General features: G+C 67.3%; 9 protein-coding genes and 5 pseudogenes. 7 read left to right on the forward strand and 7 right to left on the reverse strand.

The genetic code is table 11. The features are described from left to right. Positions 1–55 precede the first annotated feature (55 nt). The 3 genes from OHB09_RS00005 (at position 56) to OHB09_RS00015 (ending at position 4060) form a co-directional block, all read left to right on the forward strand. Complete coding sequence (locus OHB09_RS00005; protein WP_328921377.1) at positions 56–433, forward strand: hypothetical protein; 378 nt, start codon at positions 56–58, stop codon at positions 431–433. 43 nt (positions 434–476) lie between these two features. Further along, positions 477–3140, forward strand: coding sequence for a DEAD/DEAH box helicase (locus OHB09_RS00010; RefSeq protein ID WP_328921378.1), 2664 nt, complete (start codon positions 477–479; stop codon positions 3138–3140). 149 nt (positions 3141–3289) lie between these two features. After that, the gene (locus OHB09_RS00015; protein ID WP_328921379.1) at positions 3290–4060 is read left to right on the forward strand and encodes a transposase; all 771 of its coding nucleotides are present in this window, start codon (positions 3290–3292) and stop codon (positions 4058–4060) included. A 113-nt stretch (positions 4061–4173) separates the two neighbouring features. Here the strand turns inward: OHB09_RS00015 and OHB09_RS00020 are convergent. After that, positions 4174–4830: pseudogene (locus OHB09_RS00020) on the reverse strand (DUF4238 domain-containing protein); the annotation flags it as partial. Positions 4831–5745: 915 nt separating this feature from the next. Between OHB09_RS00020 and OHB09_RS00025 the strand changes: the two are divergent. After that, positions 5746–5998: pseudogene (locus OHB09_RS00025) on the forward strand (DUF6332 family protein). A gap of 37 nt (positions 5999–6035) precedes the next feature. After that, positions 6036–6233 (forward strand): annotated as a pseudogene (locus OHB09_RS00030) (transposase); the annotation flags it as partial. A 30-nt stretch (positions 6234–6263) separates the two neighbouring features. On the opposite strand, the gene OHB09_RS00035 reads toward OHB09_RS00030, so the two are convergent. Continuing rightward, a complete protein-coding gene (locus OHB09_RS00035) occupies positions 6264–7484 on the reverse strand; it encodes an IS256 family transposase (RefSeq protein ID WP_328921381.1) in 1221 nt (406 codons plus the stop codon). Between the two features lie 161 nt (positions 7485–7645). Here OHB09_RS00035 and OHB09_RS00040 point away from each other — a divergent pair. Beyond that, positions 7646–8259, forward strand: a pseudogene (locus OHB09_RS00040) (IS5 family transposase); the annotation flags it as partial. 38 nt (positions 8260–8297) lie between these two features. Here the strand turns inward: OHB09_RS00040 and OHB09_RS00045 are convergent. Continuing rightward, positions 8298–9087 (reverse strand): annotated as a pseudogene (locus OHB09_RS00045) (transposase). 59 nt (positions 9088–9146) lie between these two features. Further along, positions 9147–9506, reverse strand: coding sequence for a hypothetical protein (locus OHB09_RS00050; RefSeq protein ID WP_234525776.1), 360 nt, complete (start codon positions 9504–9506; stop codon positions 9147–9149). 435 nt (positions 9507–9941) lie between these two features. On the opposite strand from OHB09_RS00050, the gene OHB09_RS00055 reads away from it, so the two are divergent. After that, positions 9942–10235 carry a hypothetical protein gene (locus tag OHB09_RS00055; RefSeq protein ID WP_328921382.1) on the forward strand — a complete coding sequence of 98 codons (294 nt, stop codon included), beginning with the start codon at positions 9942–9944 and terminating at the stop codon, positions 10233–10235. 602 nt (positions 10236–10837) lie between these two features. Here the strand turns inward: OHB09_RS00055 and OHB09_RS00060 are convergent. From OHB09_RS00060 to OHB09_RS00070, 3 genes are all read right to left on the reverse strand, one after another. Further along, complete coding sequence (locus tag OHB09_RS00060) at positions 10838–11122, reverse strand: hypothetical protein (protein ID WP_167796130.1); 285 nt, start codon at positions 11120–11122, stop codon at positions 10838–10840. A gap of 1210 nt (positions 11123–12332) precedes the next feature. Next, entirely contained in the window at positions 12333–13454 is a 1122-nt protein-coding gene (locus OHB09_RS00065) for a glycosyltransferase (protein ID WP_328921383.1), read from the reverse strand. A 334-nt stretch (positions 13455–13788) separates the two neighbouring features. Next, the gene (locus tag OHB09_RS00070; protein ID WP_006138753.1) at positions 13789–15111 is read right to left on the reverse strand and encodes an Nramp family divalent metal transporter; all 1323 of its coding nucleotides are present in this window, start codon (positions 15109–15111) and stop codon (positions 13789–13791) included. Positions 15112–15689 lie beyond the last annotated feature (578 nt).

The following is a 15689-nucleotide window of genomic DNA, read 5'->3' on the forward strand; positions in this document are numbered from 1 at the left end:
GTGAGCGGAGACCGCACAGCGGTTGAGGGGGAACGGTTCCTTCTACACGTTCGAGATGGACCGGGAGCGGTTGGCTTTCATCTGGCTGGCCAAACATGCTGAGTGGCAGCGTGTCAGGGACTTGATGCGTGCGCTGGGTTGGGGTGTGTACCAGCCGGAGCAGGATGTTCAAGGCTCGATGTGGGCTCGTGAGCGTGAGGAACGGCTTGCTGGTGCGCTTGAGGCGCAGTCCTCCTCCGGGGAACAGGGACAGGAAGGAGCGGACGAGCTGCATACCGAGGTCTGGCTGTCCGCCGCTTCCAGCCGACTACTCCGGTCGGTGGCCTACCGGGCGGGGCTCCCTCCCTCTCAGGTTCTGGCCCAGCTCGCCGAGCGAATCGTGGTAGGCGAGGACGGTACGGTGTCCGTGCCGCCCTTCACACCGTCCCAGTGATTCCCGAAGCGAGTGAAAAAGAAGCCAGAGGAAGGGCTTGAGAATGCTGAGAATTCAGCTTCGGGAACACCAGGTGGTCCAGAAAACTGCTTTCCGTAAGTGGGTGAGATTCCCTGCAAGGACGTCTGTGCCCGCTCAGGGAGCACGGGGCACGATCGTGTCCGCGACCGGGTCGGGCAAGACGATCACGGCCGCCGCGTGCGCGCTGGAGTGCTTCCCCACCGGGCGGATCCTGGTGACCGTGCCGACCCTGGACCTGCTCGTGCAGACCACCCAGGCATGGCGCCGGGTGGGCCACCGGGCCTCCATGGTCGCGGTGTGCTCGCTGGAGAACGATCCAGTGCTCACCTCGCTGGGGGTACGCACCACCACCAACCCGATCCAGCTCGCCCTGTGGGCCGGGTCCGGACCGGTCATCGTGTTCGCCACGTACGCCTCCCTGGTGGACCGCGAGGACATCGACGCCCCCGAAGGCCAGCGGAAGGTCCGCGGGCCACTGGAGGCCGCCCTGACGGGCGGAGACCGGCTCTACGGCCAGCACATGGACGGCTTCGACCTCGCCGTCGTGGATGAGGCCCACGGAACCGCCGGTGATCTAGGTCGTCCGTGGGCGGCGATCCACGACAACGCCCGCATCCCCGCGGACTTCCGGCTCTACCTCACCGCCACCCCGCGCATCCTCGCCGCGGCCCGCCCGCAGAAGGGCACGGACGGCCACGAGGTGGAACTCGCGACCATGGCCGACGACCCCAACGGGACCTACGGCGCGTGGATCGCAGAACTCGGGCTCTCTGAGGCGATCGAGCGCGAGATCCTCGCCGGGTTCGAAATCGACGTGCTGGAGATCCGCGACCCCTCCCCCGTTCTCGGGGAGTCGGAGGAGGCCCGGCGCGGCCGGCGCCTGGCGCTACTGCAGACCGCGCTCCTGGAGCACGCCGCCGCTTGGAATCTGCGTACGGTCATGACGTTCCACCAGAAGGTCGAGGAAGCCGCCGCATTCGCGGAGAAGCTGCCCGAGACGGCAGCCGAGCTGTACATGAACGACGCCTCAGACGACGACCTGGCCGCTGCGGACAAGCTGCCGAAGTCCTCCATCGACGCGGAGTCCTACGAACTCCAGGCCGGCCGCCACGTACCCCCGGACCGCGTATGGTCAGCGTGGCTGTGCGGCGACCACCTCGTCACCGAGCGCCGCGAGGTCATCCGCCAGTTCGCCAACGGCATCGACACAGCCGGGCGGCGGGTGCACCGTGCGTTCCTCGCCAGCGTTCGCGTGCTCGGGGAAGGCGTCGACATCACCGGCGAACGGGGCGTGGAAGCCGTCTGCTTCGCCGACACCCGCGGCTCCCAGGTCGAGATCGTCCAGAACATCGGCCGCGCGCTGAGGCTCAACAGAGACGGCTCTACCAAGGTCGCCAGGATCATCGTGCCGGTGTTCCTGGAACCCGGCGAAGACCCGACCGACATGGTCGCCTCCGCGAGCTTCAAGCCGCTCGTGGCCGTGCTCCAGGGTCTGCGCAGCCACGATGAGCGCTTGGTCGAGCAGCTCGCCTCCCGCGCCCTCACCCACGGGCAGCGCAAGGTCCACCTCCGGCGTGACGAGGACGGGCGGATCGTCGGGGCCGGCGGCGAGGGCGACGGCGAGGACCAAGAGGACGACACGCAGGCCGCCGCCGAAGCGGCGCTACTGTACTTCTCCAGCCCGCGCGACGCCGCGACCATCGCGGCCTTCCTGCGCACCCGGGTCTACCGCCCGGAGTCGCTGGTGTGGCTCGAGGGCTACCAGGCCCTGCTCCGCTGGCGGAAGGAGAACCAGATCACCGGCCTCTACGCCGTCCCGTATGACGTTGAGGTCGAAGTCGGCGTCACCAAAGACTTTCCGCTTGGACGGTGGGTGCACCAGCAGAGGAAGGCGCTGCGGGCCGGTGAGCTGGAAGAGCGGCGCAAGAGACTGCTCGACTTGCCGGAAGCCGGGATGGTCTGGGAACCCGGTGAGGAAGCGTGGGAGGCCAAGCTCGCCGCCCTCCGGTCCTACCACCGGGCCACCGGGCACCTCGCCCCGCGTCAGGACGCCGTGTGGGGCGAAGGCGAGGCGATAGCGCCCATCGGGCAGTACATGGCCAACCTGCGCCGGAAGGGTGGTCTCGGGAAGGACCCGAAGCGCACGGCGGAGCGCGCGAAGCAGCTGGCCGCGATTGACCCGGACTGGAACTGCCCCTGGCCGCTCAACTGGCAGCGGCACTACCGCGTCCTCACCGACCTCGCCGCCGACGAACCCGCCGGCCGGCTCCCCGACATCGCACCCGGCGTCCTCCACGAAGGCGACGACATCGGCAAATGGCTCCAGCAGCAAACCCAGCCAGCCACCTGGAAGCTACTGTCGAGCGAGCAGCAGGAACGGCTGGCCCGGCTGGACATCAAGCCGCTGGAGGAGCCTTCCGCCCCGGCCTCCAAGCGTGCGGCGAAGGGCCAGGGCAAGGCGCAGCAGGCGTTCCAGCGCGGCCTCGCGGCCCTCACACAGTGGGTGGAAAGGGAAGGACAGCGGCCCGTGCCACGGAGTCACAGCGAACAGATCACGCTCGACGGCGAGACGAAACCGGTGCCTGTACGACTGGGCGTATGGCTTTCGAACGCGAAATCAAGGAGGGACCGGCTGGACGCCGACCAGCTGGCTGCGCTCGCGGAGCTGGGCATGGACTGGACGTGATACTGCGTGCAGGGGATTCGGCCAGTGCGGAAGTCCGTCTGACTGGCAGCGCCGGACTGATCATCTCCCTTAAATTACCGAGGGTAGGACGTAGTTGCACGTCTAAGGGCTGTCCCGTAACTGCTGGTCACGGGTGAGATGATCTTGTTGTGTCTGGTGTGATCACGGCGTCGGAGCCCTCCTGGATAGCCCCGTTCACCGGGCTGAGCCCGCGCCAGTTCGGCAAGCTGATCACCGCGCTCCGGCGTGAGGGTGCGGACCCGGTGCGCAAGGGCCGGCCTTGGAGCCTGCCGCTGGAGGACCGCGTGCTACTGGTTGCCGCGTACTGGCGGACGAACCTGACCCTGCGCCAACTGGCCCCGCTGTTCGGGGTGTCCAAGTCCGCGGCCGACCGCATCATCGACCACCTCGGGCCCGCGCTCGCGCTCCAGCAACGCAAGCGGTTCCGCAAAGACACCGTGCTGATCGTGGACGGCACCCTCGTTCCCACCCGCGACCACACCATCGCCGAGCAGTCCAAGAACTACCGGTACTCCACCAACCACCAGGTCGTCATCGACGCTGACACCCGGCTCGTCGTCGCGGTCGGCCGACCAGTCGCAGGCAACCGCAACGACTGCAAGGCGTGGGAGCTGTCCGGCGCGAAAGACGCCGTCGGCAAGACCACGGTCATCGCAGACGGCGGCTACCGCGGCACCGGCCTGGTCATCCCGCACCGCCGCGAGAAAGGCCAGACCGAACTCCCGGCCTGGAAGGAGGAGCACAACGCCTCCCACCGCAAAGTCCGTGCCCGCGTGGAGCACGCCTTCGCCCGGATGAAGGGCTGGAAGATCCTTCGCGACTGCCGACTGAAAGGCGACGGCGTCCACCACGCCATGCTCGGCATCGCCCGCCTGCACAACCTCACCCTCGCCGGGTGACGCAGAAACCACCAGGTCACCCCAGCACACCAAAGATCATTTACGGGACAGCCCTTAGGGCCGAAAGGCAACACGATCGCGGTGGAGTCGCCTATTGCGACAGGGAAGGTGGTCCTGGTTTCACTCTGCCGTATTGCCAGGGCCGGGGTGTCGCCCAATATGAACTCCCCAGCGGCGGGCACAAGGATCTCCAACCCCGCACTGCTGATCATCTCTTTCGCCTTGCCGAAGGTGAGCTCGATCCGCGCGCGGAAGTCCGCACCGTTCTCGAAGTTCGCCAGGTGCGGGCTCAAGATCTGGTCTGCCGCCGCGGCCAGGCCCTGCGGTCCGGAAAGGTGAAGCCCGCTGCGTTGCAGCACCGCGAGCCGCAGCAGGTCGGACTTATCTGTAAGCAGGGCGGTGCGGTGCTCGGAGTAGACTTTGGCGAAGGTGCGCTCGTGGATATTGCGGTAGTGCAGCGAGCGGACCAAGTGCAGGGCAATCAGCTCCTTCAGGGTCTGTACATGCTGCTCGTGCTGGAAGACATCGCCCCGTTCCACCGCGCGCGCGGCGTCAGGTATCTGCGTCTCGAGCTTGCCCCACACCTGTTCCAGGGAGGCGGAAGCGAAGCGTGCGAAGTGCTTGACCTTGCCGCACTCGCGCGGACTCGCCCTCTTGTGCAAACGGTCGGGGTGGTCAAGGTTGAAGGGCACGAGCTTGAGCCCGTGGCTGCCGGATGGAGTGGCGAAGCGCTTGAGTAGCACTTGAGAGACCACGTGCTGACCGACCACGTGACGATCGGCCTCAGGGCGGAGTTCCTCGATCCGGGCATCGATCTGCTGCGCCGCCACCAGCCACGGATTGGATGATCCCTCGTTCATCCGCCCAGTGTGGCAACCAGGTCCGACAAGCGAGACGAAATTTCCGTCTGCCCTGATCGCCTCATCCGACAGCCGTAGTCGGCAACCGCGCCACGCCAGGTTCGTCCTTGATCCGCGCTCAGCATCGGATCGCCCTTAACGGCTTCGCCCCAGGGTGCCTGAAGAATCGGAACCCGACCAGATTGGAAGAGGAGCCGTCACTGGTCCAACGCCTCGTCCTCGAAGGCAGACACCTCCTCGTATGGAGCCGGTTCTACTGGGCCCTTCCATGAACGTTTCCCGAACGGCGTCTCCGGGTTCCAGTTGAGCTCGTGCGCTCGCTCCTGCACCGCGGATCTACATCGGCCCCAGACGCCTGGAGGCCGGACTCGATGTCGTCTGCCTCAGCGTACGTGCCGAAGGGAGGTCTACGAAGCGTGAGTGGGACCCCTCCGTCGTCGCGCCGGCTGCGGTGGTCTGACTTACCACACCCACGAGTGAGTAACCTCGGGATGCCCCACCTGCCCGCCTGTCCTACCGCTACGAAGGTCACGACTCTTCGGACTTCGGAAGGACCCGCCCGTGCGCATCCTCGCCGCCTTCGCGGCCGCCGCTGCCGCTCTCGCTGCACTGATCACCCCGGCGCACGCCGACGGCCCGCTCGGGGCCAAGGGCGACACCCTGTCCATAGCTCGCCGACGCACTTGCCGCACTGCCCGCCGCGGGAGAGAACCGCGCCGGCTACCAGCGCAGCGCGTTTAAGAGGTCATCTCAATTGGTGAGGACGCTCGCCCGTCAGGTTGCAGTGCAGGCGTGAGGGCTTGACCGTGATGTGAGACTTTCGGCATGGACATGGGGCGTGAGTCGCGGTGGGAGAAGGACGCGATGACGGTGGAGATCGTCTTCGCTCTGGTGACTGCCGCCGTGCTGGCTGGGTTGGTTTTGCCGTCTCCTGGACTCTCGCCCTGACCCTTGACCTGTCGGGATCGGCAGAGAGACACGTACTCGCGGGGGTGCGCTGCTCGGAGCGGTGGCCGGAGCGTGGCGTCTTGTGCGGGTGCTGCTTCGGTTCGACAAGCAGCGCCGCTTGGGCCGCTGACCACGGATCTTCCTGTTGGGGTCGGTAGCCTCTCAACATGGGGATCGTTGAGCGCCTGGTGCCCGATGAGCTATGGGAGCTGTTCCAGCGGGTGGTTCCGGAGGCGCCGTCACGGCCGCAGGGAGGCGGCCGACGCCGACATGGCGACCGTGAGGTGCTGGCTGCGATCGTGTTCGTGGCAACCTCGGGCTGCACGTGGCAGCAGTTGCCGGCGGCGTCCTTCGGGCCCTCGGGCGGGTTATGTCCCTTGACGTGGTGTAGGGGATCAGTCGTTTGATGCGGCCGGTAGGACGATGTTGTCGTCGGGGTAGAGGGCGTCCATGCTCTCGTTGGAGAGGTAGCGGCGTGGGAAGGCGATCCATTCGTCGTGGAGTTCGGCGAGGACCGCAGTCGCGAGGCGGAGGACGGCGGGTGGGTTCGGGAAGACCTGGACGACGTCGGTGCGGCGTTTGATCTCCCGGTTCAGTCGTTCCAGCGGGTTGGTGGACTGGATTTTCTTCCAGTGCTGGTGGGGGAAGTCCGCGAACGCGGTCAGGTCCTCCTTCGCCTCCAGCAGCATCTCTCTGACCTTGGGGAACTGCCGTCCGAGCATGTCGGCGACCGTGTCGAGCTGGGTACGGACAGCGTCCGCGGTGGGCTGGGCGAAGACCGTGCGGATCGTCGCGGCGACCATCTCCGCCGAGCCTTTCGGGATCGCGGCGAAGACGTTGCGGACGAAGTGGACCCGGCACCTTTGCCAGGCGGCGCCCAGCATGACCTTGCGGATCGCTTTGACCAGGCCGCTGTGACTGTCGGAGATGACCAGGCGGACGCCACCCAGTCCGCGTTCGCGCAGGTGACGCAGGAACTGGGCCCAGAACGCTTCGGTCTCGCTGTCCCCGACCATGACACCGACGACCTCGCGTCCGCCGTCCTGCGTGACACCGGTGGCGATGACGACCGCCTGCGAGACGATGCGGTGGTCGACACGGGCCTTGACGTAGGTGGCGTCGAGGAACAGGTAGGGAAACCGGATGTGGTCCAGTGGCCGGGTCCGGAAAGCGTCGAGCTGTTCGTCCAGCTCGGCGCAGATCCGGGAGACCTCACTCTTCGATATCCCGGTGTCGGAGCCGAGGGCTTTGACCAGGTCATCGACCGAGCGGGTGGACACGCCGTGGACGTATGCCTCCATGATCACTGCATAGAGGGCCTGGTCGATGCGCCGCCGGCGCTCCAGGAGGCTCGGGAAGAAGCTCCCGGCCCGCAGTTTCGGGATCGCGAGTTCCAGGTCGCCGGCCTGTGTGGTCACCGTCTTCTCCCGGTGGCCGTTGCGCCAGGTGGTGCGGGTGTCGGTGTGTTCTCCCCACTCGGCGCCGATCTTTGTGGTGGCCTCGGCCTCGATCAGTTCCTGCAGCAGCCGTTCGGCGACCTCGCGGACGAGTTCAAGACCATCTGCCGAACGTAGTGACTCAAGCAGGCGAAGTAGGTCATGCTGGGACAAGGCCACCGTGCACCCCCTGGGGTCGAACTGCCCGTTCACTCCGGACAGTTGCACGGTGGCCTGCCAGTTGAGCAGGGAGCAGACACCGGCAGACGGTGCACCCGAGGGAGCAGAACCCGCGCACTCAACCGCGGAGATCCCCTACACCACACAGCGGGACGCCATCCTCGGGCGCGACGGCCCACCGCAGGTTCACTGAGTGGACGAAGGCCAGAGTCTGGGCCAAGCTGCACCGCCTGGTCCTCGACGAACTCGGTGTCCGTGGCGACCTGGACTGGTCGCGGTGTGCGATCGACTCGGTGAACATGCGGGCCCTGGAAAGGGGGACCTGACAGGTCCGAATCCTGTTGACCGAGGCAAGTTCGGCTCGAAGATCCACCTGATCACCGAGCGGACCGGTCTGCCCCTGTCCGTCGGCATCTCGGGTACCAACGTCCACGACAGCCAAGCCCTGATCCCGCTCGTGAAGGGCATACCCCCCATCCGGTCCCGCCGAGGCCCCCGCCGGCGCAAGCCTGCCAACCTCCACGCCGACAAGGGCTATGACTACCACCACCTGCGGCAATGGCTGTCACGGCGCGGCATCCAGCACCGCATTGCTCGCAGAGGCGTTGAAGCCTCACAGCGACTCGGGCGGCACCGTTGGACCATCGAACGCACCATGGCCTGGCTCGCCGGCTGCCGCCGACTCCACCGCCGCTACGAGCGCAAAGCCGAGCACTTCCTCGCCTTCACCAGCCTCGCTTGCACTCTCATCTGCTACCGCAGACTCCCCAAATGAGATGGCCTGTAAGGGCTGTCCCGTAAATGATCTTTGGATCACTTCGGGCGTGCTTGGCCGCCGCGTGTCCCGCGCTCGTCTATCCGGCGCCGAGCGAGGTTGTGCAGGCGGGCGATGCCGCGGATGGCGCGGTGGACTCCGTCGCCTTTGAGGCGGCAGTCGCGGAGGATCTTCCAGGTCTTCATGCGGGCGAAGGTGCGCTCGACGCGGGCCCGGACCTGCTTGTGTGACTTGTTGTGTGCTTGCTTCCAGTCCGGCAGTTCCTCGCCCCTGCGGCGGCGGTGAGGCATCACGAGGCCGGTGCCTGGGTAGCCGCCGTCGGCGATCGTCATGGTGTTGTCGACGGCGGCCTTGGCCCCGGACTCCTCCCAGGCTTTGCAGTCATTGCGGTTGCCGGGAAGCGGTCGGCCGACCACGACGACGAGCCGGGTATCGGCGTCGATGACGACCTGGTGGTTCGTGGAGTAGCGGTAATTTTTTGACTGCTGGGCGACGGCGTGGTCGCGCGTGGGCACCTGAGTGCCGTCCACGATGAGCACGGCGTCCTTGGCGAACCGCTTACGGGGCAGAAGCGCGAGCATGGGGCCGAGATGGTCGATCACACGGTCCGCTGCGGACTTCGACACTCCGAACAGCGGCGCGAGCTCGCGCATCGTCAAGTTGATAGGCCAGTAAGCCGCGACCAGCAGTGTCCGGTCCTCCAAGGACAGGCCCCACGGTCGGCCCTTGCGGACCGAGTCCGCACCGTCGCGCCGCAGCAGGGTCACCAGCTCCCCGAAGGCGCCCGGTGAACGGGGTTATCCAGGACGGCTCCGACGACGTGATCACACCAGCCCCCCTGGGATCATCGCACCGGCCCGGCGTGCCGCCACAGCATCCCCCTCGCCTCAGCGGAACTCGTGGACCACCTGGATCTCGCCGACGATGTGGGCGTTGAAGTCGTCCAGCTCCTCGGCCGGAACCCAGAGCTCGAGGATCGTCTGCCCGCCGGCCTGCTGGACGGGATACCGGCTCAAGAACTCCGACTCGACCTCAAAACGGGTGACGAAGCCTGCGCCGTCGTGCTTCACGTTCCAGTCCCGGGCGATCCTGATCGCGTAGTCCTCGTTCAGGACCGGGTAGAAGATCGGCTGCCCGGGCAGCCGGGGCGGCCACGCACGCCAGTTCAGGTCCCGAACCAGATCCAGCTCCTTGGGGCCGGTGGGGCGCCACAGGGTCGTCGTTGCTTGCTGGCTGGTCATGTGCATCGCTCTCTGAACGTGGGCCGCTGGCATGGCGGGGCGTCAGACCGGACGATAACGACACCGCGAACTCAGTAGCGACCCAGTTTCCGCAGCGTGGGCAGCTCCATGACCAGCAGTTACGGGACAGCCCTTAGTAGAGACGCATGACATCCAGATGAGAACCATTGGTGACGCCGAAATGAGAAGTCGCACCGGTCCTTGAGGACGAGGTTGTCCCCGCGGCTGACGGTCTGGAGCAGCTGCGCGCACACGGTCGCTTCAACGGCGAGGCCGGCCGGGCTGCCCAGGACAGGGAAGGCGGCGCGGACGCGGGCCGCGGTGTCCGGGCGGAGCAGCGAGTAGGGCTGCCGTACGGCGACGCGGCCGGTGTCGAGCGACCGACGCCTTGTCCAGCGTCCCGGCGAGGTCGCTCCACCAGGAGTCCGGCAACACGAGACCGTGCCAAAGGACCGGCTCGTCGGACAGGACCGGGTCGTCGACGCGGACCGGCAACTCCGCCCGGTAGGCGATGGTGTCGTCGACGGCGTCGTGGACCACCAGGAGAGCGGGCCGGTGGCCCTCGAGGTCGCCGAAGGCGTGCCGGGCCCGTCGATCTGCACGTCGATGCTTCCTTGGACGGCGCTCTCCCGGCCGCCGGCCTGGGTGACGGTGGAGCCTGCGGTGATCCCTCCGGAGGAGGTGAGAGTGAAGTCCGCCGTGCCGCCGGCGCCGCTGCCGACAACGACCTGGTGACCTACCGGACATCGGACCGGACGACAGCTACAAAACCACCGCCCTCACCGCGACCATGAACTGAACACCGCACGGCCGTCACACCACTTAGCCCCACAAAGATCCGCCAACGGCCGCAGCCCGACACCCGCCGCGACCACCGACACCCTCCACCAGCACGGCACGGCAGCAGGGGACGGCACAGCACAGCACGGCAGCAGGACAGGGTAGGGCACGGCAGCAGGGCAGGGCAGAGCGAACCGTTCCGGATCCGGCAGACACTCGATCACTTGGACAGAAGAACGATGGCGTGCGGGATTTCAGCGCCGTCTTGTGAAGCAGCCGTACTGGTGCAACTTGCAGATGACCACGGGGGCCAGAACCAGCCACAGGGCCAGGAACGCCCATTGCGCCCACGGAGGTCCGTCCGGCCTCGTGCTCTGGGCCGGCTGTACAGCGGCCGCACTCGGCCGAGCCATGCTCCTCCAGCGTCCTCTCCGTCGGTCAACACCACGATGGCGCACCACAGGTGTGAAAGGGGCCCCGCCTCGCGTTCCAAAGCGGTGGGACTCCCTGCTGCCTGGGAGCAGCAGGGAACTCCGCCGGCCCGCCGGGGGAACTGGTCAGCGTCTGCGCGGCCAGGTGCTGCCGATTCCCGCCACATGCAGCGCCAGTGCGGTCAGACCCAGCAGCATGACGTTCGTCGAGGAGAACACATCGTTGGTACTGAGGTCTGCCGCATTGATGAGGAACGAGATGAAGAACAGCACTGCCGCGACTATGCCGAGCATGACGAGTCCCTTTCGGTAGGAAGTGAAACCCGTATGCCCGGCCATCGGCGCTACAGGCCCCGACAGATCCGAAACCGTGTCCTGCTCCCGCAGAAGCCGGCCAGGCTGACGTGCCATCAGGCGTGAGCGTGGCGGGTGTTCGCAGCCTTGCGCGGGGCCGCATGATGCGCAGGCCGACGAGCAGCGGGAGCCCTCAGCGAGCGCAGCAACAGGCCCGCCGCGGCGAGAAGAGCGGTGAAGACCGCCAGGAGAAGGACGGACACCCACATCTGCCGGCTTCCCGGCGCCCGCCATCCGGCCCAAACGGTGGACCCCGCCCACAGCAGAACACCTGCGATGTAGAAGGAACGGACGCGGTGCAACTGCCGCACAGCCCGCAGAAACTGAATACCCTCGGTCTTCGGTGCCATGCGCAGCCGTGTACCCCGTCACACCAAAGAACACCACGTTCCCGTGAAGCTCACGCACGCACTCCCCACAGAAAGATCCCTGCCCCAGCCCCCTGTTGCAATGCAACATGCGGCATGCAACGTCGGCACCCCTTTTGGGCACACCCCAACCCCACACCCCACGGGAAGCAACGCGCATGGTGATACACAAGCGCCTCCCGCACCCGACACTGCCCACTTCAGCACAGCCACAAGCACCATCCGGAGCCGAGTCCTGCGTGGGTGGGTGCGGGTGGGGGAGTGTAATTATTGGTGGTTTTGTGGGTTTCGTTCGTGTTCGTGGGGTCGGTGTCCGTGTTGTGGTGGGTGTAGGGCCTGTCTGTGCTGGTCTGGGTGGTGTTCAAGGGCTCGCGATGCCTGGGCGGGCCTTTTGGGTGTGTTGATGTCTTCATGGCCCACCCGTGGCGTGTGCGCTAGGGGCACGAGCAGCGGTCCGGACCCGGTCGGTATGTCTGTACAGTCCCGTCGCGGTGACACCCACCACCACCGAACCAACCACCACCCCAACACCGAAGACCTGGCGACTTCTTCGCACGCTCCGGTGCTCGACCACCCGAATCACCTGCCGTGTCCCAGGCCATCCTCACCCTGTAACTGGCCAGCTCAGCGTGAGGATGGAAAAGGCTCATCGTCAGCGTGTCCGCACAACCGGGGTCGCCTCACCTGCGGCCGTCTCCGGCATCGACGACGCCATCGACCTGCCCCTGCCCGATCCCGACTTCACCGACCACATCACCGCCCTCACCTCCTCCTCCCTCCCCCCACACACACCGCCGGTCGCCGCGGCCCTCACACCGCTCCCCCACTGCCGCCCGAGAGGTCACACGCCGTCGATGATGTCGAGAACGGCATGCACTGGGTCTGCGGACCGGTACTCCTCACTCAGGTCCTTGCGCCCGGCGTCGGAACGCCGGCTCGTCAAGCACCCGCCGGACGGCCTGTCCGACCGCGGCGGTTCCCGGTCGTCCGGTGCGCAGGTCGACACCGACTCCGAAGTCCGCGACCCGGGCGGCCACGGCGGGCTTGTCCTCGCTGCCGCCCGCCACGACGAGCGGCACACCGTGGTGCAGGGCGAGCTGCACACCGCCGTATCCGCCATTGGTGACCACGACGTCGGCCAGTGGGAACAGCGCGTCGAACGGGAGGAACGACTCAACACGCGCGTTCGACGGCACGCGCAGCTCGCCGGCGACTATTTCGCGTCCGCCGAGCCCGGCCACGACGAGCACGCCCTCGTCGGCGAGCGCGTCGAGCGCCGGTTGGACGAGATCAGTCAGGTCGTGGTCGGCCACGGTGCCCTGCGCGAGCGCGACGACCCGGCGCTGCGACAGCTCGGGCCACCAGGAAGGCGGCTGCCATGCGGTGGGCGGCCCGGGCGGCAGCGCCCCGATCAGCCGCAGTGCCGGCGGCGCATCGATCCGGGGATACTCGAAGGACGGGACGGTGAGCTGAGCGAACACGCCAGGCAGCAGGATCTGTGCGTCGCTGATCACGGGCAGCATGGCCGTCGCGCCCAGCCCCGCCATGACGTACTGGGCGTGCGCGGTGGCGCCGGTCAGCTGGGCGGCGAGTTCCGCGTTGAACGCCGCAGCCGCTCCCCGCACGTCGAGCCCGGCGCGCGGGGGAGGAGGTCCCATCATGGTCAGTTCTGCCCCGCTGAGGGTCAGAGGGAAGATCCCGAGGCCGACGGTGCGCCGTGACCGGATCCCGGGAGCGCCCAGCAGCTGCGGCCACGTGCCGCAGAAGCCTGCCCCGTGGATGACGGCAGCGTCCGGCTGCTGTGCCAGCACCTGTTGCAGCACAGCATTCTGCGTTAATGCCATACCGGTCAACCAGCCGAACAAGGCCCCCAGGAAGACCCGACCCGGCGACAGCTCGTGCAGCCACGGCCGCAGCTCACCGACGCGGCGGTCACCGAAGCCGGCCGGCCCGGCCAGCGGGACGAACACCACCCCCACCGCGTCGGCCAGCCACACGAACCAGCTGCCACTGACGACCAAGACCCGTCATCCAGCCGCCACAAGGTGCCGGACAAGGCTCAGGACCGGCCGGACGCGACCAGTCAGCGGGCTCGCGGCAAACACAACGGGAGCAGCCGTCATAGGGGGCTTCCCCGGGGTCGACGGAGGCCCGCCCGCAGGCACGACCGACCCGATAAACCCGACCCTGACCCCCACACCCCGGAGAAACCACCAGACAACGACCAGACAACACCCGTACGGACAGACGACCCGGCTCAACCCCACCCAGAAACCGCCCCGACACACCAGACAAGCTCCCACAACCGCACACCAAGCCGATCGGAGCCCAAAACCGAACCCAAACCAACCACCGTTAGAAGAACTCCGACCACGGCTGGTCCCAGATCTGCTTCACGCACAGGACCAGGAACAGCAGCCCCGCGATCGCGAGCATGCCGTTGCTGAGGCCGCCGTTGCGCCATTCGCGGGGTGTGCGGGAGGAGTTGAGGAGCCACATCAGGGTCAGCGCGAGGAAGGGCATGAAGGCGGCGCCCAGGACGCCGTAGATGATGATCAGGCGGAAGGGCTCGTCCTGGAAGAGCAGGATCATGGGCGGGAAGGTCAGCCAGAGAAGGTAGGCGCGGAAGGTCCAGGACTTCTCGCGGCGGCCCGAGGCCAGTTCGTCGCCGCGGGCCTCGCGTTCGCCGCGCTGCCGGGCCAGGAAGTCGGCGAACATCAGGCTCACGCCGTGCCAGACGCCGATCAGGGAGGTGAAGGAGGTGGCGAAGAACCCGATCAGGAAGAGCTTGCCGGTGGCTGTGCCGTACTGCTGCTCCAGGATGTCCCCGAGCTGGATCAGCCCCTTGTCGCCGCTCGCGATCGCGATGTTCGCCGAGTGCAGCAACTCCGCGCCCACGAGGAGCATGGCGATCACGAAGATGCCGGTCGTCGCGTAGGCGACCCGGTTGTCCAGGCGCATGACCTTCATCCAGCCGGCGTTGGTCCAGCCCTTGGCGTTGACCCAATAGCCGTACGCGGCCAGCGTGATGGTGCCGCCCACGCCGCCGATCAGGCCCAGGGTGTTGAGGACCGAGTCCTTCTCGTCCGGGAGGACCGGGAGCAGGCCGGCGAAGGCGTCGCCGAGGTTCGGGGTGACGCGAATGCCCAGGTAGACGGTCACGACGAACATGACGCCCACCAGGATGGTCATGACCTTCTCGAAGACGTCGTACTTGTTGAACCAGACAAAGACCAGGCCCACCAGACCTGAGGCGATGCCCCACCATTCGAGGCCCATCACGTCCGGGAAGAGGGCCTGGAGGGGCAGGGCACTGGACGACATCGCCGCCGCGCCGTAGACGAAGCCCCAGATCACGGCATAGATCGCGAAGAACCACATCGTCCAGCGGCCGAGGCTCGCCCATCCGTCGAACAACGTGCGGCCGGTGGCCAGATGCCAGCGGCCGCACGCCTCGGCAAGGAAGATCTTCACCACGCAGCCGATGACGGCCGCCCACAACAGGGTGTAGCCGAAGTTGCTGCCCGCGATGAGGGTGGCGACGAGGTCGCCGGCGCCCACCCCGGTCGCCGCGACGACGATGCCAGGGCCGATATAGCGCCAACTGGACTTACGAGGAGCCGGACCGGCCCCGACCGGTACGCCTGCGCCGGTGGTGTTGCCCGTGGTGTCCGCCATGGGAGCCAAGAAAGCCCATGGCGGGCAGCGGGACAAGAGGGCGTACGCGGATCTTCACCCGATGCGCTTACTCAGCGCGGGCGGCGTGCGTCCTTGCCGGTCCCTTCGTCGGTCTTTCGTCCGCCTTGTTGTCGTCCCTACGCATCTCTGCAGGGGTTCGTCGGATGCGCACTGTCATCGCCGGATGGGAAAGTGATGCCTCTCCCCCTTGCCTGCGCGTGGTGCGAAGGCGCCGGGTCATCCGCTCCAGGGGACGCGCGCAAGGACGAGTCCGCGGACGTCGGCGGCGCCGGAGGTCCGGAGCCGGAGTGCGACCTGCTGGAGTTGCGACCCGCTGGTGAAGACGTCGTCGACGAGCAGGATCGCGGCCCCCTCGATGTCGCCTGTGTCGCCGGTCCAGGTGAGGGCGGCAGCGTGTGCGGTTGCGGCCGCCCGTTCGTCGTCCAGGTTCCGGTTTGCGGATCGGGGCGTCTGGCTCCCTCCGACCAGGCGGTGCGCGCTCGGAGGGCTGAGCGGGAGGGCGCGGTGACGTCCTCGGTGTAGACGGCGTCCATGATCGCTTCGGTGTGCTGGAGGGG

Source organism: Streptomyces griseoaurantiacus (assembly GCF_036189845.1).
Lineage (GTDB): Bacteria > Actinomycetota > Actinomycetes > Streptomycetales > Streptomycetaceae > Streptomyces > Streptomyces griseoaurantiacus.

What these genes read in the sequence shown, in the direction of transcription:
- OHB09_RS00010 (WP_328921378.1), top strand. Translation starts at nt 477, where the DNA reads ATGCTGAGAATTCAGCTTCGGGAACACCAGGTGGTCCAGAAAACTGCT.
- OHB09_RS00005 (WP_328921377.1), top strand. Translation starts at nt 56, where the DNA reads ATGGACCGGGAGCGGTTGGCTTTCATCTGGCTGGCCAAACATGCTGAG.
- OHB09_RS00050 (WP_234525776.1), bottom strand. Translation starts at nt 9,506, where the DNA reads ATGCACATGACCAGCCAGCAAGCAACGACGACCCTGTGGCGCCCCACC.
- OHB09_RS00070 (WP_006138753.1), bottom strand. Translation starts at nt 15,111, where the DNA reads ATGGCGGACACCACGGGCAACACCACCGGCGCAGGCGTACCGGTCGGG.
- OHB09_RS00060 (WP_167796130.1), bottom strand. Translation starts at nt 11,122, where the DNA reads ATGGCACGTCAGCCTGGCCGGCTTCTGCGGGAGCAGGACACGGTTTCG.